This is a genomic window from Micromonospora saelicesensis (assembly GCF_900091575.1).
Classification (GTDB): Bacteria; Actinomycetota; Actinomycetes; order Mycobacteriales; family Micromonosporaceae; genus Micromonospora; species Micromonospora saelicesensis.
In genome coordinates this window covers 379,906-401,594 of sequence record NZ_FMCR01000003.1, presented here as the reverse complement: position 1 = coordinate 401,594, position 21,689 = coordinate 379,906, and the positions used below count along the sequence as shown (strand labels likewise).

The following is a 21,689-nucleotide window of genomic DNA, read 5'->3' as shown; positions in this document are numbered from 1 at the left end:
CTGTGGGTCAGGCCGAGGTCAGGAGACGCCGAGGGCGCTGAGGTACGCGTCGGCGAGGACCGCGTGGCCGGGCAGGTACGGGTGGACGCGGTCACCGGCCCAACGCGTCGCCGGACTCACCGCCAGCACCCGGTCGAACGCCGCCTGGTTGGGCACGTGCACCGCGTCGAACTCGGTGGCCAGCCCCGCCACGACCGCCGCGTACCGGTCGGTGTCGGCGCGTTGCGGGACGCTCCGGTCAGCCTCGATGAAGAACGGATCGCCGAGGATCAGTCGGCAGCCGGTGGCGTCGACCGCCCGACGGAGCAGGTCACGCAGGGTGCGCTCGTACTCCTCGATGCCGACGGCCTCATCCGGCCGGTCACCGTAGTGCCGCCAGATGTCGTTGATGCCGATCAGCACCGCGAGCCAGTCGGGGCGCTCGGCGATGGCGTCGTCGTCCCAGCGGGCGGCCAGGTCGCGCACCGTGTCGCCGCCCACACCCCGGTTGACCCACTCCAGCTCCAACTCGGGGTGCCGGGCGTCGACCAGGGCGCGCACGAGACTCACATATCCGCTGCCGTAGGGCGCGGCGACGTCGCGTCGACCACAATCGGTGATGCTGTCCCCGATGAAGACCACCCGTTGCCCGGTCCGCAGGATCATCCGCCGCCACCTCGTGATCACCGGCGCGCCGGACCGCCCGGCTTGGTGAGAACCGGCGGAACGCGCTATCTTCAACAGTTCGAAGGCACAAAAAAGAACGGCTAAAAGCCGTTCCTGCAAAGGATTCTAATCTTTAGGGAGACGGCTTGTCAAGGCACTCCGGCGGTTCCGGCGAATTGCCGCTCGACGACGAGATCGGTCGCGAGCAGGAGTACGTCTCGATGCTCTACAACCGGCTGGACCAACTGCGTGAGCAGGCCGCCCACCGGCTCACCGCCGAGCTGCACAACACCGGCGGCACCCTCCAGGACCGCTCGCAGCGCGACAGCTCGGTAGCGATGTACGCCGATCAGGTCGAACAGTTCTCCGCCGTGGAGAACGGGCTCTGCTTCGGCCGTCTCGACGGCGACGACGACTCCCGCCGCTACATCGGCCGGATCGGCATCTTCGACACCAGTGGTGACTACGACCCGCTGCTGATGGACTGGCGGGCACCAGCCGCCCGCCCGTTCTACCTCGCCACCGCCGCGAACCCGCAGGGCGTACGCCGTCGCCGGCACCTGCGCACCCGGCAGCGCAAGGTGACCGGGCTCAACGACGAGGTGCTCGACATCGACATCGCCTCCCCCGGTGCCCACGAGGACCTGACCGGTGAGGCGTCGCTGCTCGCCGCGCTCAACGCGGGCCGTACCGGCCGGATGCGCGACATCGTCGAGACCATTCAGGCCGAGCAGGACGAGGTCATCCGCGCGGAACTCCCGGGCGTGATGGTGGTCCAGGGCGGCCCCGGCACCGGCAAGACCGCTGTCGCGCTGCACCGGGCGGCGTACCTGCTCTACACGCACCGCCGGGAACTCTCCAGCCGTGGTGTGCTGCTGGTCGGCCCGAACGCGACCTTCCTGCGCTACATCTCCCAGGTGCTGCCGACGCTGGCCGAGACCGGCGTGCTGCTGCGTACCCAGGGTGATCTCTTTCCCGGGGTGAGCGCCCAACGGACCGAGCCGGCCGAGACCGCGGCGCTCAAGGGCCGGGCGGTGCTGGCCGAGGTGTTGGCGCTGGCCGTACGGGACCGGCAGTGGGTGCCGGACGAGCCGCTGGAGATCGAGGTCGAGCGGGAGACGCTGACCCTCGAACCGGAGATCGTCCGCGCGGCCCGGGACCGGGTCCGCCGCGCCGACCGACCGCACAACCTGTCCCGCGCGCTGTTCGACGTGGAGATCGTGCACGCGCTCGCCGACCAGGTGGCCGAACGGATCGGCGCCGACCCGCTCGGCGGGGACAACCTCCTCGACGAGGCGGACCGGGCCGAGATCCGCCGCGAGCTGCGCGAGGAGACGGAGATCCAGGCCGCCCTGGACCGGCTGTGGCCGGTGCTCACCCCACAGCGGCTGCTCGCCGACCTGTACGCCGACCCGGACCGGATCGCCGCCGCCGCGCCGATGCTCAGCGAGGACGAGCGGGCGCTGCTGCGGCGCGAGCCCGGTGGCTGGACCCCGGCGGACGTCCCGCTGCTGGACGAGGCCGCCGAACTGCTCGGTGAGGACGAACGCGCCGCCGCCGCCCGGCGGGACCGCATCCGGATGATGGAACGGGAGTACGCCGAGGGCGTGCTGGAGATCGCCCGGGGTTCCCGCTCGATCGACGTCGAGGACGAGGCCGAGGGCGGTGAGATCCTCGGCGTGACCGACCTGATCGACGCGGATCGGCTGTTGGAGCGGCAGGAGGAGGCCGACCGGCTGACCACCGCGCAGCGGGCCGCCGTCGACCGCACCTGGGCGTTCGGCCACGTGATCGTGGACGAGGCGCAGGAGCTCTCGCCGATGGCCTGGCGACTGCTGATGCGCCGCTGCCCGAGCCGGTCGATGACGATCGTCGGGGATGTGGCACAGACCGGCGCCCTGAGCGGCACGCCGTCCTGGGCGGACGCCCTCGCCCCGTACGTCGAGCAGCGGTGGCGGCTCACCGAGCTGACGGTCAGCTACCGCACTCCCGCCGAGATCATGGCGGTCGCCGCCGACGTACTGGCCGAGATCGACCCGGCACTGCGGCCGCCGCGCTCGGTGCGGGAGAGCGGCGTACCGCCGTGGGACCGGACGGTGCCCGACGGTCGATTGGCTGCGGAGTTGGTCGCCGAGGCCACCCGGGAGGCGGCCGGGCTGACCGAGGGGCGGCTCGGTGTGCTCGTGCCGGCCGGCCGGGTGGGCGAGTTGGGTGCGGCGGTGACCGCCGCCCTGCCGGAGGCCGCCGTCGGCGAGCATCCGGAGCTGGAGAGCCGGGTGGTGGTGTTGACAGTCGCGCAGGCCAAGGGGTTGGAGTTCGACTCGGTGCTGGTGGTCGACCCGGACCGGATGGTGGCCGAGTCCCCCCGCGGACGCAGCGACCTGTACGTGGCCCTGACCCGCGCCACCCAACGCCTGGGCGTCCTCCGCCCAACCCCCGCCCGCTGAGTCGATCATGAGGTTGACGTGGACTGTGATCTCCGTCAGCCACGTCAACCTCATGATCACGCCGCCAAGGGGGCGGGTGGGCGGGGTCAGTCGTTGGACTTGTCCCTGATGGACTTTGCCGGGCCGGTCGCCGACGTGGACTGGTCGCTGGTGCCACCGCCCATCGGGGTGCTCAGGCCGCCGGTGGTGGCATCACCGGTGGTGGTCGGCGCTACCTTGCCCGGGTGTCGCTCCGGCTGTCGGGCCACCCGGCGTACGCTCGCCGGCCCGGCGGTGCCACCGGTGGTGGTCACCGCGCCCTGCCCGCCGACGGGGCCACCGTCGCGCAGCACCTGCGGGTCGATCCGTTCCTTCGCCGGATCGAACGGGTCATCGCGCTGGATCTGACTCTCCACATCGGTGCGGGGCACCGTCACCTCGTCGAGGGCGCCCTTGCCGTACACGCCACCGGCGATCCGATCCTCGGCCTCGCGGGCGGCGTCCTGCCGCATGTCGTCCTCACGCACGTCCATCACCTCGCAGAAGCTGTGGAACTGACTGGGTGCCCGGCCACCGGCCGACCAAACCCGGCGTGACCGGGAGGTCGTCCACGGCGGTTCACCGTCACGCCGCCCGCTGGCCGCCTGCCCGCAGCCCGAGATGTCCATGCTGTCCCGCGACCGGTGGGAGATGCCCGCCGGCAGGAGGGGATGACAGCGTGCGCACAGTACGCCGTACCGCCGTCGCGGCCCTGGTGGCCGCGACGGTGACGACCGGGCTCGCGGTGCCCGCCCAGGCGAAGCCACGACCGGACCGGACATTCGACGTGCAGGCCCACCGAGGTGGCCTCGGGTTGCGGGTGGAGAACACCCTCGCCTCCTTCGGCAACGCCCTCCAGCTCGGGGTGAGCACCCTCGAACTGGACGTGCAGATCACCGAGGACGGCCAGGCCGTCGTCACCCACGACCGCAAGGTCACCGGCACCAAGTGCGTCGACACCACCCCGGTGACGCCCGGCGACCCGGAGTTCCCGTACGTCGGGAAGTACATCAACACGCTCAGCCTGGCCCAGGTGCGCTCGCTCGACTGCGGCTCCAGGACGCTGACGGACAAGCCCGGCCAGCTCGCCGTCCCGGGTGCCCGGATGCCGCTGCTGCGTGAGGTCTTCGCGCTGGTCAACCGCTACCGGGCGAAGGACGTGAAGCTCAACGTCGAGACCAAGGTCGAGGCTGGCGCGCCGACCGAGACCGCCCCCCGCGAGCAGTTCGTCCGGGTCACCGCGGCCGAGATCCGCGCCGCCGGGCTGCTCGAGCAGGTCACCATCCAGAGCTTCGACTGGGGCGCGCTGATGCGCATGCGCCAGGTCGAGCCGAAGCTGCCGCTGGTCGCCCTGACCAACTACGACTTCCTGCAGACCGGTCAGCCGGGTGCGTCGCCGTGGCTGGGCGGGCTGGACATCGACGACTTCGGCGGCGACCCGATCAAGGCGATCCGAAGCTTCGGCGCCAGCGCCTTCTCGCCGGTGCACGGCTCCCCGCAGAACGGCACTGTCACCGACCCGGGCTACAAGCCGTACGTCACGAAGGAGATGGTCGCCCACGCACACCGCTACGGGATCAAGGTGATCCCGTGGACGGTCGACGACGTGCCGACCATGACCAAGCTGATCGACGACGGCGTGGACGGCATGATCACCGACTACCCGGACCGGTTGCGCGGCGTGCTGGCGCAGCGTGGTTACCGGCTGCCGAAGGCGTACACCGCGCCGTTCGACATCCAGGCGCACCGGGGTGGTCGGGCCACCCGGCCGGAGAACACACTGCCGGCGTTCGCGAACGCGCTGTCCAACCGGGCCGTCTCCACCCTTGAGCTGGACACCAACGTGACGGCCGACGGCAAGCTCGTGGTGCTGCACGATCGCACCGTCAACGGGTCGCACTGCGTCGACACCGCCCCGGTGCGCCCGGGAGACCGGAAGTTCCCGTACGTGGGCAAGCCGGTGCACGAGTTGACCCTGGCGCAGCTCAAGACCGTGGACTGCGGCACGAAGACGCTGCCCGAGCTGCCCGCCCAGGTGCCCACGCCCGGTGCCCGGATCCCGACCCTGGACGAGGTATTCGCCCTGGTGAAGTCGAGTGGCCGCACCGACATCGGAATGAACATCGAAACGAAGATCAGTCCGGTGGTGAACGACACCGAGCCGTACCGCAGCTTCACCCGCAAGCTCGTCGACGCGATCCAGCGGGCCGGCTTCACCAGCCGGGCCACCATCCAGTCGTTCGACTGGCGCACCATCACCTACGCCCGGCAGCTCGACCGGCGGATCGGCACGGTCGGCCTGGTCTGGCAGTACGGCCCGGACGAGTGCGCGACCCTCGCCGACGAGTGCTCGCTGGAGGCGGTCTACGGCAACCCGTCGGTGAAGAGCCCGTGGACCGGCGGACTGGACTGGTGGAAGTACCAGGACCTGGGCAAGCTGACCCGGGCCGCGGGCGCTGGCACGGTCTCCGCCAACTGGCAGGTGCACGACCCGAAGCAGGGCACCGTCGCCTCGACCGACTGGTACCTGCGGGAGAACCCGGCATACTTCCACGGACCGGACGTTCGGACCCTGCAGACGCGGTACGACCTGAAGGTGATCCCGTACACCGTGGATGACGCGACGATCATGCAGCGGGTCATCGACCTGGGCGTCAACGGCATCATCACCGACGACCCGGACCTTCTGGTGAGCGTGGCGATCCGCAACGGCCTGCGCTGACCCTTCGACCACCCGATCGCCGGCCGGATTTCCGGCCGGCGATCGGTGTTACCTGCTCGGGGGCCTCGGGTAGTCGGGGGTTGTCCCCGCCACGAAAGCGAACCGTGCCGTGGCCGAAACGCGGTAGCGGGGCGAGGGAATGCAGGTACGACTCATCGCATCCTGAGGAGGACCAGATGAGCACGCAGGCTGCTTCCACCCGGCCGATGAACCGGCCCATGAACGACCCGCAGAATCCCGCTCAGATGCGGGACATGCAGACCCAGCAGATGCCGGTGATGCATGACGGGCGCCGCAACGACATGCAGGCACCCGGTACGGAGACCAAGCAGGCGTTCAAGACCACCGAGTTCTGGATCTACCTGATCGCGGTGGCCGCCGTACTGGGCGCGTCGCAGGTCGTTGGTCAGAACTCCGCTGGGGTGGACATCTTCCGGGCCGACAACGCCTGGTTCCTGATCACCCTGCTGACGCTTGGCTACCTCGGTAGCCGTGGCCTCGCGAAGGCCGGCAGCAACTGGCGCAGCGGCGAGGAGCGCAAGGCCCGGCACTGACCGGTTCACAGTGCACGGTGGCCTCCGGGAGATCCTCCCGGAGGCCACCGCCATGTCTGTAACGGCTACTCGTCGCCGCCGAAGTCGCCGAAGTCACCCTCGAACGATTCCTCGATCATCTCGCCGGCGATCATGCCGCCAGCGACACCCAGCGCGGCGCCGGCCACCATGCCGCCCATGCCGTGCCCACGGCTGTGACCGTGGCCGTGACTCGGGCCGTACTGGGAGCGCAGGCTGCCGTAGCGGGACGTGGTCTCGCGCAGCCAACCGTCGACGACCTGCGCCCAGTCCACCCGGTCAACGTCGGTGTGCGACACCTGGTAGCGGCCGAACGCGTCGTGCCCGGCGCTGAGGAACCCACCGCGCTTGTCGCACTCCAGGATGACCTCCACACCACGCTGGCTGGTCACGAAGGTCAGCTCGACCTCCCGGATGGTGCTCGCGTACTGCGGGGAGGCGAAGAACTCGATCTCCTGGTAGAACGGCAGCGTCTGCTGCACGCCCCGGATGTGACCACGCTCCAGGTCGGCGTGCTTGAACCGGAAGCCGAGCCGCTGGAACGCCTCCAGGATCCGTTCGTGCACCGGCAGCGGGTGCACCGCCACCTGGTCCAGGTCGCTCTTGTCGACCGCGCGGGCGATCGCCAACTCGGTACGCAGACCCATCGTCATGCCGTGCAGGCGCTGGCCGTACACGTCGGTGATCGGGGTCTCCCACGGCACTGGCAGCTGGAACGGGATCGAGAGTTGCTGCTTCGGGGCGAGCTGGAGCGCACCGCTGACCGCCATGCGGTGGAACTCCATCGTGCCCGCGTACTCGGTGTCGTGTCCCTCGACCTCGACCCGGGTGACCAGGCCGATCACCACCTGCTCGATGGCTGCCTCAGCGTCGCCACCGACGAGGTTGACCTGCCCGTCGAGGGTCAGGCCGGGCCGGGTGTTGGGGTTGGTCAGCACGGTGTCCACGCTGGGACCGCCCACACCGAACGCGCTCAACATCTTCTTGAAGACCATCGGAACTCCTGTGCGACGCCGACCGCTCCAGGTTGGAGTCGGACGTTGACTCGAACGGCACCCTATCCAGCACCCCTGTGAGGTGGCTGTGAAGCGCCGGCCGCTCGATGCCCGCCTCCCGTTCAGCGTCAGCGGAGGGCGGGACGTCCGTCGACGAGCCTTTGGAGCTGATGTCGCAAACGAATCAGGCGTACGGCCTTCCGCTGCACAGCCCACCAGTCTGGCGACTGGTCAGAGCGTCGACGGCGACGCGGGCCGCCGAACGCAGCCCCAGACGGAACTTCCGCACTGCCGCACGCCGAGAGATGGCACCAGCGGAGGTGATCGACTCGGGTTCACGGAAGTCGGGGTGTCCTGGTCGCGGTGACACCCCGACTTCCTGCAACCCGAGTGGATCATGCATCAGGGCGCGAAATCGCCGCCCTTCACCCCATTGACGAAGGCCATCCAGCCGCCTGCCGGGTAGACGAGCGTCGCTGCCGCGCGATCCTTGCTGTCGCGCACCGCCACTCGGCCGGAACCATCCAGGACCGGCCCCGCCTCGACACAGCTACCGCCGTTGCTATTGCTCCGGGTGCTGACATGCCATGCCACCGCAGGCAAGGCTTCACTCATGGCAGTTCCTCCTTGATCTCCGCGATCAGCTCGGCCGCCTCGCGCCGATTCAACGCGACAGCACGAAGCCGATCGTACGCAAGGGCGTAGCGCTTCGACGTTGGAGATTCCATGAAACGGCGCCCGCCCAGTGTCTCGGCATAGGCAACCTCTGGGTATGGCTTGGGCATCCCGAAGAGTACGAACGAGCCATCGAGACCGGCGTGCAGCCCTACCCTTGATGGCAACACGCGGACATCGATGTTCGGCTGCCCGATCAACTCGCCCAGGTGGTGGAGTTGGCCGCGCATGATGGCAGGGCCACCGACGGGTCGGCGCAGTATGCTTTCGTCGATGATCGCCGCCACGCGGACAGTCGGGTCCCGCGTAAGCACACGTTGACGGTCAATCCTGAGTTGTAGCCACTTACCGACCGAGAAATCTGTCGCGCCCTCCCCTTCCGCGTTACGGATCACTGCCTCCGCGTAAGCCGGCGTCTGCATGAGGCCTGGCATGAGGAAGGCATCCCACGAGTAGATGCGCTCAGCCCTGCTTTCCAGCCAGGGGAAATCGATGAATGAGGCGTCCACCAACTCGTCATAGTCGTCGTCCCACCGATCCGTTCGCCAAGCATCCTCGGCGAGCTGGATGAAGCGGTTCCGCTCGCGCCCGTCGTGCTCGCCGTAGAGGTCAAGCAGCGACACGACAACGCCGCGCCGGAACGGCCACTCGGCGCGCTCCCAGCGGGCGATGGACGAAAAGTCGCGCTCCAGGAACTCGGCGGCCTGCTTGAGAGTGATGCCGCGTTGCTCCCGTAACTGCCGCATCTGCTGACCGAGCCATTGGGCACGCAATGTCTGCACGAACGATTCACGCCTGGCGGGCATGGTGCCCCTCTCCTCGCGGACCCTCAAGACAAATTCCGTTGGTGTCGTTGCACCAACACCGAGGCCACTGGAAACGTGGCCTGCGGGTGAGGGTGATCGCCGGCCCCCGGGGACTCCCGGTGCAAACACGGCAACCGCGGCTGTGCCAACAGCCGAGAAGGTGACGAGAGACAGCCTCGCGAGTGGCAGGCGCATACCGGCTCTCGTCGGGTCTCAACTAGAGCGTCGGGATGTGCGAATCCCGACTCCGAACCGACTTGACGAATAACTACCACGGCGAAGGGCGCCTTCGCGACCCTGACCCGCCCATCTGTCGACGACGCGCGAGGTGATGAATGACCCGAGGCACTCTCTACGACGGCACACTCCACGGCGGCGCTCGGTTGGCTCGGCTGCACCCGAGCCAGGTCCGCGACCGGCAGTTCACCGTCGTCGGTTTCAGCCGACGAGGCCTGGACGCCAGGGAGGTACGGCGGTTCCTGCACCGCGTCGCGCTCGACCTGGCGACGCTGCACCACGATGTGGCTCGGCTCAGCGAGGAGAACGCTCGTGTCAAGCGCGCGCTGCGCGATTGGCAGAGCGCCTGGTCCGAGCGGCGTCGGCCGTGAGCCCGGGATGGGAGCACCAGTACAGCGGGCTTTTCACGCCGTTGCCGCGCTTCGCCGTCGAGGCGTACACGGAGATGCCTCGCTATGTGATCCACCTGCCGGTGGGCATCACCGACCTGGCCGAGGCACTGGACCTGGCGCGGACACTCGCCCGTTCCCTGGCCTCCACGCCGCAGGTCGACGTCAGCGGCACGACCGTCTCGGCCGAGGACGCGCAGCACGTACGACATTGGGTTTTCTGCGACCGGATCATGCCCGATCGCCGCCGATGCGCGCGGGAGGCCGACCACGTCGGCGCCTGCCTGCCCGACGACGATCCGTAGACCGATCTACGATCTGGGCGATGACGACGGGGAGACGGGCACGTCCGGCCGTGCTGGCTGCGGCGGCAGGGCTGGTGCTGGTGCTGGCGGGATGCAACACGGCTGCCGTGGACGAGACGCGTGGATGCCAGGAGCAACGACAGGCCGACGAGGCGAAGGTCCGGGTCAGCCGCTGGGACCCACCGGAGGACCTTCCTCATGTCGGTGAGTACTCGGAGATTCACTGGCAGGCGCGCGCGTTGGGCGATCCGTGCTCACGGGTGCCGGGTCCAACGGACTGGGAGTACCAGGGCGTCATCGTCCTGCGTCCGCAGGACGCGCACAGGTTGGCCGAGCAGTTCGCGTTCGTGCCGTTCGCATCCATCGACCCGGCTGAGCTTCTCCACTCGCACACGCCGACGGACGTGCGACCGGACCTCGTACCGTTCGTCCCGGCCAAGCCCCGCTGGCTGCACAGTGAGATCTACAACGAGACACTGCCGTCGACACGTTGGCGGGTGGCGTTCCTGGACCTGGAGCATCGAACGCTCCTGTTCATGCTCAACGACCACTAGCGGCATCCGTGTTGTCAGGCGGGCGTGGCGGCCGACTCGGCCGGCGCGTTCGGCGCCGGCCTCGGCGCCGGCCTCGGTGCCCTGACCGTAGCGGTGATCAACCAGGCGAGCGCGGCCAGCAGCGCCACGAGGCCGGCAGGGACCAGGCCCCAGGGCAGGGCACGCGGCGACAACGTCCATGCCTGCCGGGTGTCGGCGAGTACGCGTGGCTGTCGAGCCGAGGCCGGGACGGCCACCTCCCACTCGTACGCGCTGCTGGGTTCCTCGTCGATGATCTTCCAGGACTCCTGGACGTCGACGCCGTGGATCGGCCCCTGCTGCCCGCGGCCGCCGCGGGTCCAGTTGCCGACGCACCGGCTGTGCATGGCCTCCAGCCGATCGTGGGTCACATAGCAGTGATCGACGGTCGCCCGGGTCTGGTCGGCGGGCCACGAGCCGGCCACCCAACTCAGCATCCCGACGAGGGCCAGGCCCACGACGACGATCGCCGTGATTCGCACCTTGACCGCAATCATGGCCCTGCTCCCTTGTTCGAGTCCTGGTCTGCCGGATAGGCGTGCGGGCCGTCCGACGAGGACGGCCCGCACCAGTCGTCAGCCGTTGGTGCCCGTGATGAGTCGGAAGATCGCGCCGCCGGTGTAGCCGCTCGTCCTCCAGGTCTCCATCAGCTCGTAGATCTTGCTGATGGCCGTGTAGTTGTTCTTCTCACCCGAGGCGCATGGACCGCTACGACTCTGCTGGTCGCCTTCGAGAATGCCGTAGGCCTTGTTGTCGAGCTGGCTGAACAACGGCCCCCCGCTGTCGCCCGCTCGGGCACACACGTCGGTGTTGATCCCGACGTCCTTCGACAGGACCCGGCCGCAACGTGTGCCGACCAGATAGCCATCGCCGGCGCCCGAATCGTACGACTCAGGGTAGTTGGCGGTGTCGGACCCGCTCCCGGACGCGCAGACGATCCACCCGGAACCGATCGCGCTCAGCGCGTGGTAACCGTTGATGGTCACCCGTGCCTCGGTTGCCTGGTTGCCGCACGGTGTGTCGGCGTTGCTGTCCTGACCGCCGTTGCGGCAGTACTTCAGCACGCTGTTCCGGTAACCCGTACCGCCCCAGTTCTCCAGCCAGGCACCCGACTCGGTGCCACTGATGTAGTTGAGGAACGCGAAGTCGTACGGGTAGGAGTTGACCTCCATGTAGTAACCGCCGGCGACACCGTGCGGGTTCAGGATGTTGTACCCGTTATGGTGCACCTTGACGGTGTTGGTCTTGCCGACGACGCAGTGACCGGCCGTCAACACCCATCCCCAGCCGTTCACGTCGCCGCCGCCCGACCGGACGTTGAACCCTGCCGTGCAGCCGCCCGTCGTGCCGTTGTCGCGCCTGATGTTCAGACGAAGACCACCCCGCATGCCGCCGTAGACCGACTTGCAGTAGAGCGGATGGCAGGTCCCCCAGTCGATGTAGGGCGTGTAGGACTGCTTCGGCTCCGGCAGGACGCGCCGCTCGACGGCGGTCGGCACCATCTTGACGGCCGCGTCAGCCTTGGACTTTTCCGCCGACACCGCCAGGCGCTGGTCGCCGGGTACGGCTGTCGTCGGCCGGTTCCTGCCCGACTTTTCGGCCCAGGTGCCGTTGCTCTTGCTCTCGGCGACCCAGCCCCGCTCCCACATGACAACCGAGTTGTTCTCGGTGTCAACCGAGGTCACGTAGACCGAGTCGGCTCCTTCGCCGACCTGCTTGGCGAGCGTCTCGCGGGTCTGCTCCAACGCCTGGAGGGAGCGCTTGACGGTCCTGGTCCGCACGTGCGCCCGGTCGGGCATGGACGCGACGTAGGCCTCCACGTCGGCAGGCCTGGTCGTCGAGAGGACGAGCACACCACCGTTGTCGTGGTCCAGCGACATGCCACCGTACGACGCGGCGCTCTGCTCGCTGAGCATGGCATGCAGGGCCTGAGCGTCGTTCTGGAGCTCAAGCCGCCGCAGCGCCTCGGCCTCCGACACGCCGAAGGTCTTGACCAGGTACTGCATCGACTCCTTCACCTTGCTCGGGTCGAGCGAGGTGTGGAAGGACGGCACCGCCGCGAACGAGACCGTCGGCACGAAGACCGCAGCTCCCGGTGCGAGGCAGACCGCCATCGCCACCGCGAGCCTGCGTACGCCAGGGCGTCGCCGATTTCGTGGACCGGGTAGAGGGTACGCTTTTCGATGGACCTGCATGCATCCTCCAGTGGGTTGAGGTGGGGCCACGGGCGCCGCGTTCCGAGCGCGGCGCCCACCACTTCTCGTGCCAATGATCATTGGCAAAAATGAGTATTGACGGATGCGTTGCGTCGCGCTGCCCCGAAGGCGACCGTTGGAGCGCCACGGTAGGAACGGGGTCACTCAAACGACATGGGCGCGCGGCCTGAACGGGCGTTCACGATGACGGCCGAGGTGATCTCCACACCGCGAATACGGTGATCAGCCGTGGTGTGCCAGCCGGATCGGGCGGCGTGACGAGTGGCAGCACCGTCGGTCACGGTGGGTGACATCCGGTCCGGCCAGCGGCAGGCATCTATGCCGCTTGATGGCGCAGGGCCGGTTGTTGCTGTCACCGGCGAGACGGACAAACCCACGCCACCGCCCGACCGAGGCGGGGAACGGTGTCATGGCCTCCGCTGAGCAGGGTGGGCGTCGAGGGGCGCTACGGCGACTTCGGGGCGTCGGGAACCTGTCCGGCGTGCTGGCTGATGGAACTTCCACCGGTGCCCCGCTTCCCACCCTCGGGCACCCACAGCCGACTTCGACACACGCTCTGGTGGACCCTCACCACTAATCAGGTTCCACAATCACCAGTTCCCCGACCTGTTCGCCGATCGTCGTGCGCGCCTCGGCCGGCAACCCCCGGTCGGTGATCAGCACGTCGGCGGCCTCCAGCGGGGCGATGGTGGCGATGCCGATCGTCTCCCACTTTGTGTGGTCGGCGAGCACCACGAGCCGGCGGGCCGCGCCGATGAGGCAACGGTTGACGCCGGCCTCCAGCAGGTTGGGCGTGGTGAAGCCGGTCCGTGGGCTGAGGCCGTGCACACCGAGGAACAGCAGGTCAACGTTGAGCGCGCTGATCGCCGCCTCGGCCACCGGCCCGGTCAACGCGTCCGACGGGGTGCGGATGCCCCCGGTCAACACGACGGTCTGGTCGGCGCGCGGGTTCTGGTAGAGCGCGTCGGCCACCGGGATCGAGTTGGTCACCACGGTCAGCCCGCGTACGTCGGACAGCAGCGTGGCCAGCGCGGCGGTGGTGGTGCCGGCGGAGAGCGCGATGGCCATCCCCGGCTCCACCATCGTCGCCGCCCGCTCGGCGATGGCCCGCTTCTCCGCCTGCTGGCGGATCGACTTCGCGGCGAATCCGGGTTCCTCGGCCGAGCCGGGCCCGGCGAGGGTCGCGCCGCCGTGCACCTTGTCGACCAGGCCGCGCTCGGCCAACACCTCCAGGTCGCGCCGGATCGTCATGTCGGACACGCCGAATCGACTGACCAGGTGACTCACCCGCACCCCGCCACGTTGGCGGATCAGATCGAGGATGGCGGTCTGCCGCTGCTGGGCGAGCATGTGGGGAACCTCCTTCGCGCCGTGACTGTCGTCAGAATCAGGTCCGATCCTCACGGACCACCGCCACCTCACCGGCCGGCAGTGCCAGCTCACCGGCGCAGTGTCCTCCGGTCAACAGCTCGACGCCGTGCACCGGCACGCGTACCTCGGTGTCGGTGTGGTTGATCGCGAACAGCCAGGTCCGGTCGCCGTCACGGCGGCGGACCACCTCCACCCCGGACGGCGCTGACACCGTCGGGCGGACACCGGCCTCGGCGAGCAGCCGAGCCACCAGTCGATCGGTGGCCGGCTCGTCCAGCCGGGTGCCGACATACCACGCGACGCCGTCGCCCACCCGGTGCCGGGTCAGCGCCGGCACGCCCGGCAAGGGCCCATCGGTGTACGAGGCGAGCACCTCGGCGCCGTCGGGGTGCACCCACTCGGTCCACACGTCGGCGGTACTGCCGTCGTCGAGGTGGACCTGCTCGCCCTCGCGCAGCGGGAAGAACTCCTCGGTCCGGACGCCGAGCAACTCCCGGAACGCGCCCGGGTAGCCGCCCAACCGGATGTGGTCGTCGGCGTCGACGATGCCGCTGAAGTAGGTGACCGCCGCCGTGCCACCGGCCGCGACGTACCGGTGCAGCGCGTCGACGTCGGAGTCCCGGACCAGGTAGAGGGTCGGCACCAGGACCAGCCGGTAGCCGCTGAGGTCGGCCGACGGGTGGACGATGTCGGCGGTCACGCCGGCCCGCCAGAGGGAGTCATACAGGGCCTTGAGCCGGTCGGTGTAGGTGACGTCGACGCTGGGGTGCGAATCCAACTCGACACCCCACCACGCCTCCCAGTCGAACAGGATCGCCACGTCGGCGTCCACCCGACTGCCGCGTACCTCCGCGAGGGCCTTGAGGTCCGCGCCGAGCTGGCAGACCTCGCGGAACACCTTGGTGTCCGGCCCGGCGTGCGGCACCAGCGCGGAGTGGAACTTCTCCGCGCCGGCCCGGGAGGCACGCCACTGGAAGAAGAGCACTCCGTCGGCGCCGCGGGCGACGTGCGCGAGGCTGTTGCGGCGCAGTTGCCCGGGCAGCTTGGCCACGTTGCGCGGCTGCCATTGGACGGCGCTGGTGGAGTGCTCCATCAGCAGCCACGGGTCGCCGCCGGCGACGCCCCGGGTGTGGTCGGCGGCGAGCGACAGACCGAGGTGCGCCTGCGGGTCGGCCGCGGTCAGGTAGTGGTCGTTGGAGACGAGGTCCACGTCGGGCGACCAGGAGTGGTAGTCCATGTGCTTGATGCCGAAGCCGATCATGAAGTTGGTGGTGATCGGCTGCCGGACCAGCGTCTGCAACACCTCGCGCTCGGCGCGCAGTTGGGCGCGCTGCTCGTCGGAGGAGAACCGCAGGAAGTCCAGCTGCTGCGTCGGGTTGGCGAAGGTCAGTGCGGTACGCGGCGGGTTGATCTCGGCCCAGTCGCCGTAGCGCTGGCTCCAGAACGCGGTGCCCCAGGCGTCGTTGAGCCGGTCCAGGTCGCCGTAGCGCTCGCGCAGCCAGCCGCGGAACGCCTCGGCGCTGACATCGCAGTAACAGTGCACGTTGTGGCAACCCAGCTCGTTGGAGATGTGCCACATGACCACGGCGGGATGCTCTGCGTACCGGCCGGCGACCGCGCGCACCAGCTCCAGCGACCGCTCGCGGAACACCGGTGAGCTGGGGCAGTACGCCTGTCGTCCCCCCGGCCAGAGGATCGCGCCATCGGCCCGGCGGGGCAGCGTCTCCGGGTGCTCGCGGGTCAACCACGGCGGTGGGCTGGCCGTGGCGGTCGCCAGGTCGACCTGGATGCCGCCGTCGTGCAGCAGGTCCAGCACCCGGTCCAGCCAGCCGAACTCGAACCGCCCCGGGGTGGGCTCCAGCAACGCCCAGGAGAAGATGCCGACGGATACCAGGTTGACCCCGGCCCGGCGCATCAGGTCGACGTCCTCGGACCAGGTTTCCTCGGGCCACTGCTCGGGGTTGTAGTCGCCGCCGAAATAGATGCTGTCACCCTGCCATCGCCGCATGACAGCTGAGGGTGCACCCGCCAGACCACTGAAGTCAACAGGTTCCAACATCGAGCTTCTTTCCAACGTTTACCAGGTAACGGCCGTGTCACGACTGGGTTATCAGAGGCGAACTGCCCTCTTGACAGCGCCCGACCGCAGAGTAGCTTGAGGCCCCAATGGCCGTTCGTGTTCGCCAATGTGGATTCTCGGTGGATCTCAATGTGTGATCACAACGCTGGACCTGCCTTCACCACCCCTGAGGCCCTTGGGCGTAGCTCCTTCTCATCCGCAGGAGGCACAGATGTCCCGTCCCCAATCCCAAGCCGAGTACCTGGCTCGGCTCGTACCGCCCTCAGTCGCCGGCATCAACCGACGATCGTTGCTGGCCGGCGCGGCCGGCACGGGCGCGCTGCTCGGCACCGGCCTGCTCGCCGGCTGCGGCGACGACTCCGGCTCCGGCGGGTCCAGCAAGGACGTGTCGCTCGGCTCGAACCAGTCCGACCCGAAGCCGAAGGACGTCCTGGTCAAGGTCACCGACGGCTTCAAGACCTCCTCCGGCGTGCAGGTCGCGGTCAATACCGTCGACCACAACACGTTCCAGGAGAACATCAACAATTACCTACAGGGCAAGCCCGACGACGTGTTCACCTGGTTCGCCGGCTACCGGATGCGCTTCTTCGCGCAGAAGGGCCTGGCCAGCGACATCAGTGACGTGTGGAGCAAGCTCTCCGGCTACTCCGACGCCTTCAAGAAGGCATCCACCGGCGACGACGGCAAACAGTACTTCGTACCGGCGACGTACTACCCGTGGGCGGTCTTCTACCGCAAGTCGGTGTGGCAGCAGCACGGCTACCAGGTGCCCACCACCATGGACCAGTTCACCGCGCTCAGCGCGCAGATGAAGAAGGACGGCCTCATCCCCATCGCCTTCGCCGACAAGGACGGCTGGCCGGCGATGGGCACCTTCGACATCCTCAACCTGCGCATCAACGGCTACCAGTTCCACATCGACCTGATGGCCGGCAAGGAGGCCTGGACCTCCGACAAGGTCAAGAAGGTCTTCGACACCTGGGCCGGTCTGCTCCCCCTGCACCAGCCGGACAGCCTCGGCCGCACCTGGCAGGAGGCCGCGCAGTCGTTGCAGCAGAAGAAGAGCGGGATGTACCTGCTCGGCCTCTTCGTCGGTCAGCAGTTCAGCAACGACGAGCAGGACGATCTCGACTTCTTCACCTTCCCCGAGATCGACCCGGCCATCGGCGCGAAGGCGCTGGACGCCCCGATCGACGGCTACATGATGGCCCGCAAGCCCAAGAACGAGGACAACGCGCGCAAGCTGCTGGAGTACTTCGGTGGCAAGGCCGCCGCGGACATCAACCTCAAGAACGACCCGGCCGTCCTCGTCGCTAACAGTGGCGCGGACGTCGGCGGCTACACCGCCCTGCAGAAGAAGGCCGCCGAGCTGGTCGGGTCGGCCACCGAGATCGCCCAGTTCCTCGACCGGGACACCCGGCCGGACTTCGCCTCGACGGTGATCATCCCGGCGCTCCAGCAGTTCATCAAGAACCCCAAGGACATCGGCGGCCTGACCTCGTCCATCGAGAACCAGAAAAAGTCGATCTTCACTGACTGACGGCGGAAGGGGGAGGACATCGTGTCCGACCTGCCCCTGATCCAAGCGGATCGCGCCGTGCCGCCGCCGGCGACGACCACCTCCACGGGTGGTCGTCGCCGACGGCTACGGCTCCTGTCCCGCACCGACCGCGTGGTCATCACGCTGATGGTGCTCGTCCCGCTGCTGCTCGTCACCGGGTTCGTCTGGTTGCCGGCGGCGGCCACCGTGCTGCTCTCCGGCACCAACTGGGACGGCATCGGCCCTTTCAACGAGATCGAGTTCGTCGGCGTCCGCAACTACAGCGACGTGGTGAACATCTACCCGCCGTTCGTGCCGGCGATCCAGCACAACCTGCTCTGGCTGGCGGCGCTGTTCGTGGTCGCCACCCCGTTCGGCATGTTCCTGGCCGTGCTGTTGGACAAGGAGCTGCGCGGCAGCCGCTTCTACCAGACCGCGCTCTACCTGCCGGTGGTGCTCTCGCTGGCGCTGATCGGCTTCGTCTGGCAGCTGCTCTACTCCCGGGACCAGGGGCTGATCAACGCCGTCTTCGGCAGCAGCATCGACTGGTACGGCGACTCGAACGTCAACATCTGGGCGGTGATGGTCGCCTCCGGGTGGCGGCACGTCGGGTACATCATGCTGCTCTACCTGGCCGGCCTGAAGGGCGTCGATCCGTCGCTGCGCGAGGCCGCGGCGGTCGACGGCGCCTCGGAGAGCCGGGCGTTCTTCCGGGTCGTGTTCCCGGTCATGCGACCCATCAACATCATCGTGCTGGTGGTGACCGTGATCGAGTCGCTGCGCGCGTTCGACCTGGTCTGGGTGGTCAACAAGGGCCGCAACGGGCTGGAGCTGATCTCCGCGCTGGTCACCCAGAACGTGGTGGGTGAGGCGAGCCGGATCGGCTTCGGCTCGGCACTGGCAACGATCATGCTGGTCGTCTCGCTGGTCTTCATCACCATCTACCTGGCGACCGTGATGAGGGAGAACCGGGAATGAGCACCGCGACCGTCACCCGGCGTACCGAGGGCGAGGCCGACGCGCCGCCGCCGCGCCGCCGCAAGCTGACCCCGTTACGGATCCTGCTGCACGGCTTCCTCATCGTCGTCTCGCTGGCCTGGCTCTTCCCGATCGCCTGGGCGGTGCTGACCTCGCTGCGCTCGTACGACTACACCGCCGCGAACGGCTACGTCTCCTTCGGCGGCTGGACCTTCGACAACTACGTGACCGCCTGGCGGACGGCGGAGTTCGGGCAGCACTTCCTCAACTCGGTGTACATCACCGTGCCGGCGGTGCTGCTGACCCTCTTCCTCGCCTCCTGCGTGGCATTCGTCATCGCCCGGTTCAGTTGGAAGCTCAACCTCGTCCTGCTCGGGATCTTCACCGCGGCCAACCTGCTGCCGCAGCAGGCGCTGCTCATCCCGCTGTTCCGGCTGTTCACCGAGGTGCCGCTGCCGGAGTTCATGAGTGACTCGGAGCTGCTCTACGACAGCTACTGGGGCCTGATCCTGATCAACGTGGCCTTCCAGTGCGGTTTCTGTGTCTTCGTGCTCAGCAACTACATGAAGGCGCTGCCCCGTGACCTGTACGAGGCGGCGATGGTCGACGGGGCGAGCATCTGGCGGCAGTACTGGCAGGTCACCATGCCGCTGTGCCGGCCGGCCCTGGCCGCGCTGGCGACGCTGGAGGTGACCTGGATCTACAACGAGTTCTTCTGGGCCACCGTCCTCATGCGCACCGGCGACAAGTTCCCGGTGACCAGCTCGCTCAACAACCTGCGCGGTGAGTTCTTCACCGACAACAACCTGGTCTCGGCGGGCAGCGTGCTCGTCGCGATCCCCACCCTGGTGATCTTCTTTATGCTCCAGCGGCACTTCGTTCGGGGCCTGACCTTGGGAGCCTCCAAAGGATGACGATCCTGCACCTGCGCCGCGCGCGGACCAGCCTGGTGCTCGACGCGCGCGGCCCGGGGCTGCCCCGGGTCGTGCACTGGGGCGGCGACGTCGGCGACCTCGACGACGACGGCCTGCGCCAGCTCACCGACGCGACCGTACCGCCGGTGGTGCCGAGCAGCTTCGACGAGCCGACCGTGCTGTCAGTGCTGCCGGAGGCGAGCGCCGGCTGGAGCGGGCGGCCCGGCCTGGCCGGGCACCGCGACGGTGCCGGCTGGTCCACAGCGTTCCGGCTGGACGGTCTCGACGTCGACCAGTCCGCCGCCGACGAACCGGCACGGGTGGCCGTCCGGGCGTCGGACCCGGCCGCCGGGCTGACAGTGACCATCGAGATCACGCTCGACCCGTACGGCCTGCTGACAGTTCGACACCGGCTGCGCAACGACGGCGACAGCGCGTACGAGCTGCGGGAGCTGACGCCGGTGCTGCCGGTTCCGGCGGTCGCCACCGAGCTGCTCGACCTGACCGGTCGGTGGTGTCGGGAACGGTCCCCGCAGCGGCACCCGTGGCAGCACGGCGCCTGGGTCCGCGAGGGGCGGCACGGCCGTACCGGGCACGACGCCACTCTGCTGCTGGTGGCCGGCACCACCGGGTTCGGCTTCGGCCACGGCGAGGTCTGGGCGGTGCACACCGCCTGGAGCGGCGACCACGTCACGTTCGCCGAACGTCGGCCCACCGGCGAGTCGACCCTCGGTGGCGGCGAGCTGCTGGCCCCCGGCGAGGTCCGGCTCGGTCCCGGCGAGTCGTACGAGACTCCCCTGCTCTACGCGGTCTGGTCCGACGCCGGGCTGGACGGGCTCAGCGACGTGCTGCACACCCACCTCCGGGCCCGCCCCGGGCACCCGCGCTCCCCCCGCCCGGTGACCCTCAACGTCTGGGAGGCGGTGTACTTCGACCACGACCTGGACCGGCTGCGGGCGCTCGCCGACCGGGCCGCGCAGATCGGCGTGGAGCGGTTCGTGCTCGACGACGGCTGGTTCCGCGGCCGGCGCGACGACACCGCCGGGCTCGGCGACTGGTACGTCGACGAGGGCGTCTGGCCGGACGGCCTGCAACCGCTGATCGAGCACGTCACCGGCCAGGGCCTCCAGTTCGGCCTCTGGGTCGAGCCGGAGATGGTCAACCCCGACTCGGACGTGTTCCGCGCGCACCCCGACTGGGTCCTCGCCGTGCCGGGGCGGCTGCCGCCGGCCTGGCGTCACCAGCAGGTGCTCGACCTGGGCCGCCCCGAGGCGTACGACTATGTGCTGGAACGACTCGACACGCTGCTCACCGACCACCCTGGCATCCGGTACCTCAAGTGGGACCAGAACCGGGACCTCACCGAGGCCGGGCACCATGGCCGCCCCGGGGTGCACGGGCAGACCCTGGCGGTCTACCGGCTGTTCGACGAGTTGCGCAATCGGCACCCGGGTGTGGAGATCGAGAGCTGCTCGTCCGGCGGGGCCCGGGTGGACCTGGCCATCCTGGCGCGTACCGACCGGGTCTGGGCCAGCGACTGCAACGACGCCCTGGAGCGGCTCAGCATCCAACGCTGGACGGGGCTGCTGCTGCCACCGGAGCTGATCGGCACCCACGTCGGCCCGGAACGCTCGCACACCACCAACCGCGTACACGACCTGGGTTTCCGGGCGGCGACCGCGCTCTTCGGCCACCACGGCATCGAGTGGGACATCGCGTCGATCAGCGCTGCCGAGCAGACCGAGCTGGCCGCCTGGGTGGCGCTGCACAAGCGGCTGCGCCCGCTGCTGCACGCCGGTCGGGTGGTCCGGGTCGATCACCCGGACCCGGCCGTCTGGGCGCACGGCGTGGTCGATCACGACAACACCCGAGCGGTGTACGCGGTCGCCCGGCTGACCACCTCGGTGACGCAGGTGCCCGGCGCGGTGCGGCTGCCCGGCCTCGACCCGGGCCGGCGGTACCGGGTGCGACAGGTGTCGGGCGTACCCGCCCCGGCGAGCATCGACCTGTCCCCGCCCACCTGGCTGGCGGGTGGTCTCACCCTCAGCGGGGCGGCGCTGGCCCGGGTGGGTGTGCAACTGCCCGCCCTGCACCCCGAGCAGAGCCTGGTGCTGGAGGTCGACGCCGTCGACTGAAAAGATTCTGGAGAATCTTCGGCCGGGGTGTCGAGAACGGCGGGGCCTGCTTCTACCTCAGGGTGAGAGCAC

At 69.0% G+C, this 21,689-nt stretch carries 19 protein-coding genes; 10 read left to right on the top strand and 9 right to left on the bottom strand.

The features are described 5' to 3' along the window. Positions 1 to 18: 18 nt before the first annotated feature. Positions 19 to 645 (bottom strand): SGNH/GDSL hydrolase family protein, encoded by a 627-nt coding sequence (locus GA0070561_RS14875; protein WP_091400846.1) that lies wholly within the window; start codon positions 643 to 645, stop codon positions 19 to 21. A 146-nt stretch (positions 646 to 791) separates the two neighbouring features. On the opposite strand from GA0070561_RS14875, the gene GA0070561_RS14870 reads away from it, so the two are divergent. Beyond that, positions 792 to 3,092, top strand: a complete 2,301-nt coding sequence (locus tag GA0070561_RS14870) for a HelD family protein (RefSeq protein WP_091400843.1) — start codon at positions 792 to 794, stop codon at positions 3,090 to 3,092. Between the two features lie 86 nt (positions 3,093 to 3,178). Here GA0070561_RS14870 and GA0070561_RS14865 read toward each other — a convergent pair whose 3' ends face one another. Then, a complete protein-coding gene (locus GA0070561_RS14865; RefSeq protein ID WP_091402116.1) occupies positions 3,179 to 3,598 on the bottom strand; it encodes a hypothetical protein in 420 nt (139 codons plus the stop codon). A gap of 191 nt (positions 3,599 to 3,789) precedes the next feature. On the opposite strand from GA0070561_RS14865, the gene GA0070561_RS14860 reads away from it, so the two are divergent. Next, positions 3,790 to 5,832 carry a glycerophosphodiester phosphodiesterase family protein gene (locus GA0070561_RS14860; RefSeq protein ID WP_091400840.1) on the top strand — a complete coding sequence of 681 codons (2,043 nt, stop codon included), beginning with the start codon at positions 3,790 to 3,792 and terminating at the stop codon, positions 5,830 to 5,832. A gap of 269 nt (positions 5,833 to 6,101) precedes the next feature. Continuing rightward, positions 6,102 to 6,386 carry a hypothetical protein gene (locus tag GA0070561_RS14855; protein WP_373861193.1) on the top strand — a complete coding sequence of 95 codons (285 nt, stop codon included), beginning with the start codon at positions 6,102 to 6,104 and terminating at the stop codon, positions 6,384 to 6,386. A gap of 65 nt (positions 6,387 to 6,451) precedes the next feature. Here GA0070561_RS14855 and GA0070561_RS14850 read toward each other — a convergent pair whose 3' ends face one another. The 3 genes from GA0070561_RS14850 to GA0070561_RS14840 all read right to left on the bottom strand — a co-directional run bounded on the left by GA0070561_RS14850 (position 6,452) and on the right by GA0070561_RS14840 (position 8,880). Continuing rightward, a complete protein-coding gene (locus GA0070561_RS14850; protein ID WP_091400837.1) occupies positions 6,452 to 7,399 on the bottom strand; it encodes a sporulation protein in 948 nt (315 codons plus the stop codon). Between the two features lie 402 nt (positions 7,400 to 7,801). Beyond that, positions 7,802 to 8,014, bottom strand: coding sequence for a DUF397 domain-containing protein (locus GA0070561_RS14845; RefSeq protein WP_091400834.1), 213 nt, complete (start codon positions 8,012 to 8,014; stop codon positions 7,802 to 7,804). Next, on the bottom strand, positions 8,011 to 8,880 hold the full coding sequence (locus GA0070561_RS14840; protein WP_091402114.1) for a helix-turn-helix domain-containing protein: 870 nt from the start codon (positions 8,878 to 8,880) through the stop codon (positions 8,011 to 8,013). Before GA0070561_RS14840 ends, GA0070561_RS14845 begins: the two co-directional genes overlap by 4 nt. A 335-nt stretch (positions 8,881 to 9,215) precedes the next feature. On the opposite strand from GA0070561_RS14840, the gene GA0070561_RS14835 reads away from it, so the two are divergent. The 3 genes from GA0070561_RS14835 (at position 9,216) to GA0070561_RS14825 (ending at position 10,365) form a co-directional block, all read left to right on the top strand. Then, positions 9,216 to 9,488, top strand: coding sequence for a DivIVA domain-containing protein (locus GA0070561_RS14835; protein WP_091400832.1), 273 nt, complete (start codon positions 9,216 to 9,218; stop codon positions 9,486 to 9,488). 74 nt (positions 9,489 to 9,562) lie between these two features. Further along, on the top strand, positions 9,563 to 9,811 hold the full coding sequence (locus GA0070561_RS14830) for a hypothetical protein (protein WP_091402112.1): 249 nt from the start codon (positions 9,563 to 9,565) through the stop codon (positions 9,809 to 9,811). A gap of 20 nt (positions 9,812 to 9,831) precedes the next feature. After that, positions 9,832 to 10,365, top strand: coding sequence for a hypothetical protein (locus GA0070561_RS14825; protein ID WP_141710375.1), 534 nt, complete (start codon positions 9,832 to 9,834; stop codon positions 10,363 to 10,365). A gap of 14 nt (positions 10,366 to 10,379) precedes the next feature. On the opposite strand, the gene GA0070561_RS14820 is transcribed toward GA0070561_RS14825, so the two are convergent. The 4 genes from GA0070561_RS14820 to GA0070561_RS14805 all read right to left on the bottom strand — a co-directional run bounded on the left by GA0070561_RS14820 (position 10,380) and on the right by GA0070561_RS14805 (position 15,978). Then, positions 10,380 to 10,880, bottom strand: a complete 501-nt coding sequence (locus tag GA0070561_RS14820) for a hypothetical protein (RefSeq protein ID WP_091400828.1) — start codon at positions 10,878 to 10,880, stop codon at positions 10,380 to 10,382. Between the two features lie 78 nt (positions 10,881 to 10,958). Next, positions 10,959 to 12,503: a chymotrypsin family serine protease gene (locus tag GA0070561_RS14815; RefSeq protein ID WP_091400826.1), complete on the bottom strand. Its 1,545-nt coding sequence runs from the start codon at positions 12,501 to 12,503 to the stop codon at positions 10,959 to 10,961. A gap of 669 nt (positions 12,504 to 13,172) precedes the next feature. Continuing rightward, entirely contained in the window at positions 13,173 to 13,949 is a 777-nt protein-coding gene (locus GA0070561_RS14810; RefSeq protein WP_091400823.1) for a DeoR/GlpR family DNA-binding transcription regulator, read from the bottom strand. A 37-nt stretch (positions 13,950 to 13,986) separates the two neighbouring features. Then, positions 13,987 to 15,978 (bottom strand): beta-galactosidase, encoded by a 1,992-nt coding sequence (locus GA0070561_RS14805; RefSeq protein ID WP_091400821.1) that lies wholly within the window; start codon positions 15,976 to 15,978, stop codon positions 13,987 to 13,989. A gap of 283 nt (positions 15,979 to 16,261) precedes the next feature. On the opposite strand from GA0070561_RS14805, the gene GA0070561_RS14800 reads away from it, so the two are divergent. The 4 genes from GA0070561_RS14800 to GA0070561_RS14785 are packed head-to-tail and all read left to right on the top strand — an operon-like array spanning position 16,262 to position 21,617. Next, positions 16,262 to 17,590 carry an ABC transporter substrate-binding protein gene (locus tag GA0070561_RS14800; RefSeq protein WP_091400818.1) on the top strand — a complete coding sequence of 443 codons (1,329 nt, stop codon included), beginning with the start codon at positions 16,262 to 16,264 and terminating at the stop codon, positions 17,588 to 17,590. A 21-nt stretch (positions 17,591 to 17,611) separates the two neighbouring features. Continuing rightward, positions 17,612 to 18,568: a carbohydrate ABC transporter permease gene (locus GA0070561_RS14795; protein WP_091400816.1), complete on the top strand. Its 957-nt coding sequence runs from the start codon at positions 17,612 to 17,614 to the stop codon at positions 18,566 to 18,568. Further along, positions 18,565 to 19,482 carry a carbohydrate ABC transporter permease gene (locus GA0070561_RS14790; protein ID WP_091400814.1) on the top strand — a complete coding sequence of 306 codons (918 nt, stop codon included), beginning with the start codon at positions 18,565 to 18,567 and terminating at the stop codon, positions 19,480 to 19,482. The genes GA0070561_RS14795 and GA0070561_RS14790 overlap by 4 nt, the downstream gene beginning before the upstream one ends. Next, positions 19,479 to 21,617, top strand: coding sequence for an alpha-galactosidase (locus GA0070561_RS14785; protein ID WP_091400812.1), 2,139 nt, complete (start codon positions 19,479 to 19,481; stop codon positions 21,615 to 21,617). Before GA0070561_RS14790 ends, GA0070561_RS14785 begins: the two co-directional genes overlap by 4 nt. Positions 21,618 to 21,689: the final 72 nt, after the last annotated feature.

Excerpts from the sequence above, each read along its gene's own strand:
- GA0070561_RS14875 (WP_091400846.1), bottom strand. The coding sequence starts at position 645 with ATGATCCTGCGGACCGGGCAACGGGTGGTCTTCATCGGGGACAGCATC.
- GA0070561_RS14855 (WP_373861193.1), top strand. The coding sequence starts at position 6,102 with ATGCCGGTGATGCATGACGGGCGCCGCAACGACATGCAGGCACCCGGT.
- GA0070561_RS14850 (WP_091400837.1), bottom strand. The coding sequence starts at position 7,399 with ATGGTCTTCAAGAAGATGTTGAGCGCGTTCGGTGTGGGCGGTCCCAGC.
- GA0070561_RS14845 (WP_091400834.1), bottom strand. The coding sequence starts at position 8,014 with ATGAGTGAAGCCTTGCCTGCGGTGGCATGGCATGTCAGCACCCGGAGC.
- GA0070561_RS14840 (WP_091402114.1), bottom strand. The coding sequence starts at position 8,880 with ATGCCCGCCAGGCGTGAATCGTTCGTGCAGACATTGCGTGCCCAATGG.
- GA0070561_RS14835 (WP_091400832.1), top strand. The coding sequence starts at position 9,216 with ATGACCCGAGGCACTCTCTACGACGGCACACTCCACGGCGGCGCTCGG.
- GA0070561_RS14830 (WP_091402112.1), top strand. The coding sequence starts at position 9,563 with ATGCCTCGCTATGTGATCCACCTGCCGGTGGGCATCACCGACCTGGCC.
- GA0070561_RS14825 (WP_141710375.1), top strand. The coding sequence starts at position 9,832 with ATGACGACGGGGAGACGGGCACGTCCGGCCGTGCTGGCTGCGGCGGCA.
- GA0070561_RS14820 (WP_091400828.1), bottom strand. The coding sequence starts at position 10,880 with ATGATTGCGGTCAAGGTGCGAATCACGGCGATCGTCGTCGTGGGCCTG.
- GA0070561_RS14810 (WP_091400823.1), bottom strand. The coding sequence starts at position 13,949 with ATGCTCGCCCAGCAGCGGCAGACCGCCATCCTCGATCTGATCCGCCAA.
- GA0070561_RS14805 (WP_091400821.1), bottom strand. The coding sequence starts at position 15,978 with ATGCGGCGATGGCAGGGTGACAGCATCTATTTCGGCGGCGACTACAAC.
- GA0070561_RS14800 (WP_091400818.1), top strand. The coding sequence starts at position 16,262 with ATGTCCCGTCCCCAATCCCAAGCCGAGTACCTGGCTCGGCTCGTACCG.
- GA0070561_RS14790 (WP_091400814.1), top strand. The coding sequence starts at position 18,565 with ATGAGCACCGCGACCGTCACCCGGCGTACCGAGGGCGAGGCCGACGCG.
- GA0070561_RS14785 (WP_091400812.1), top strand. The coding sequence starts at position 19,479 with ATGACGATCCTGCACCTGCGCCGCGCGCGGACCAGCCTGGTGCTCGAC.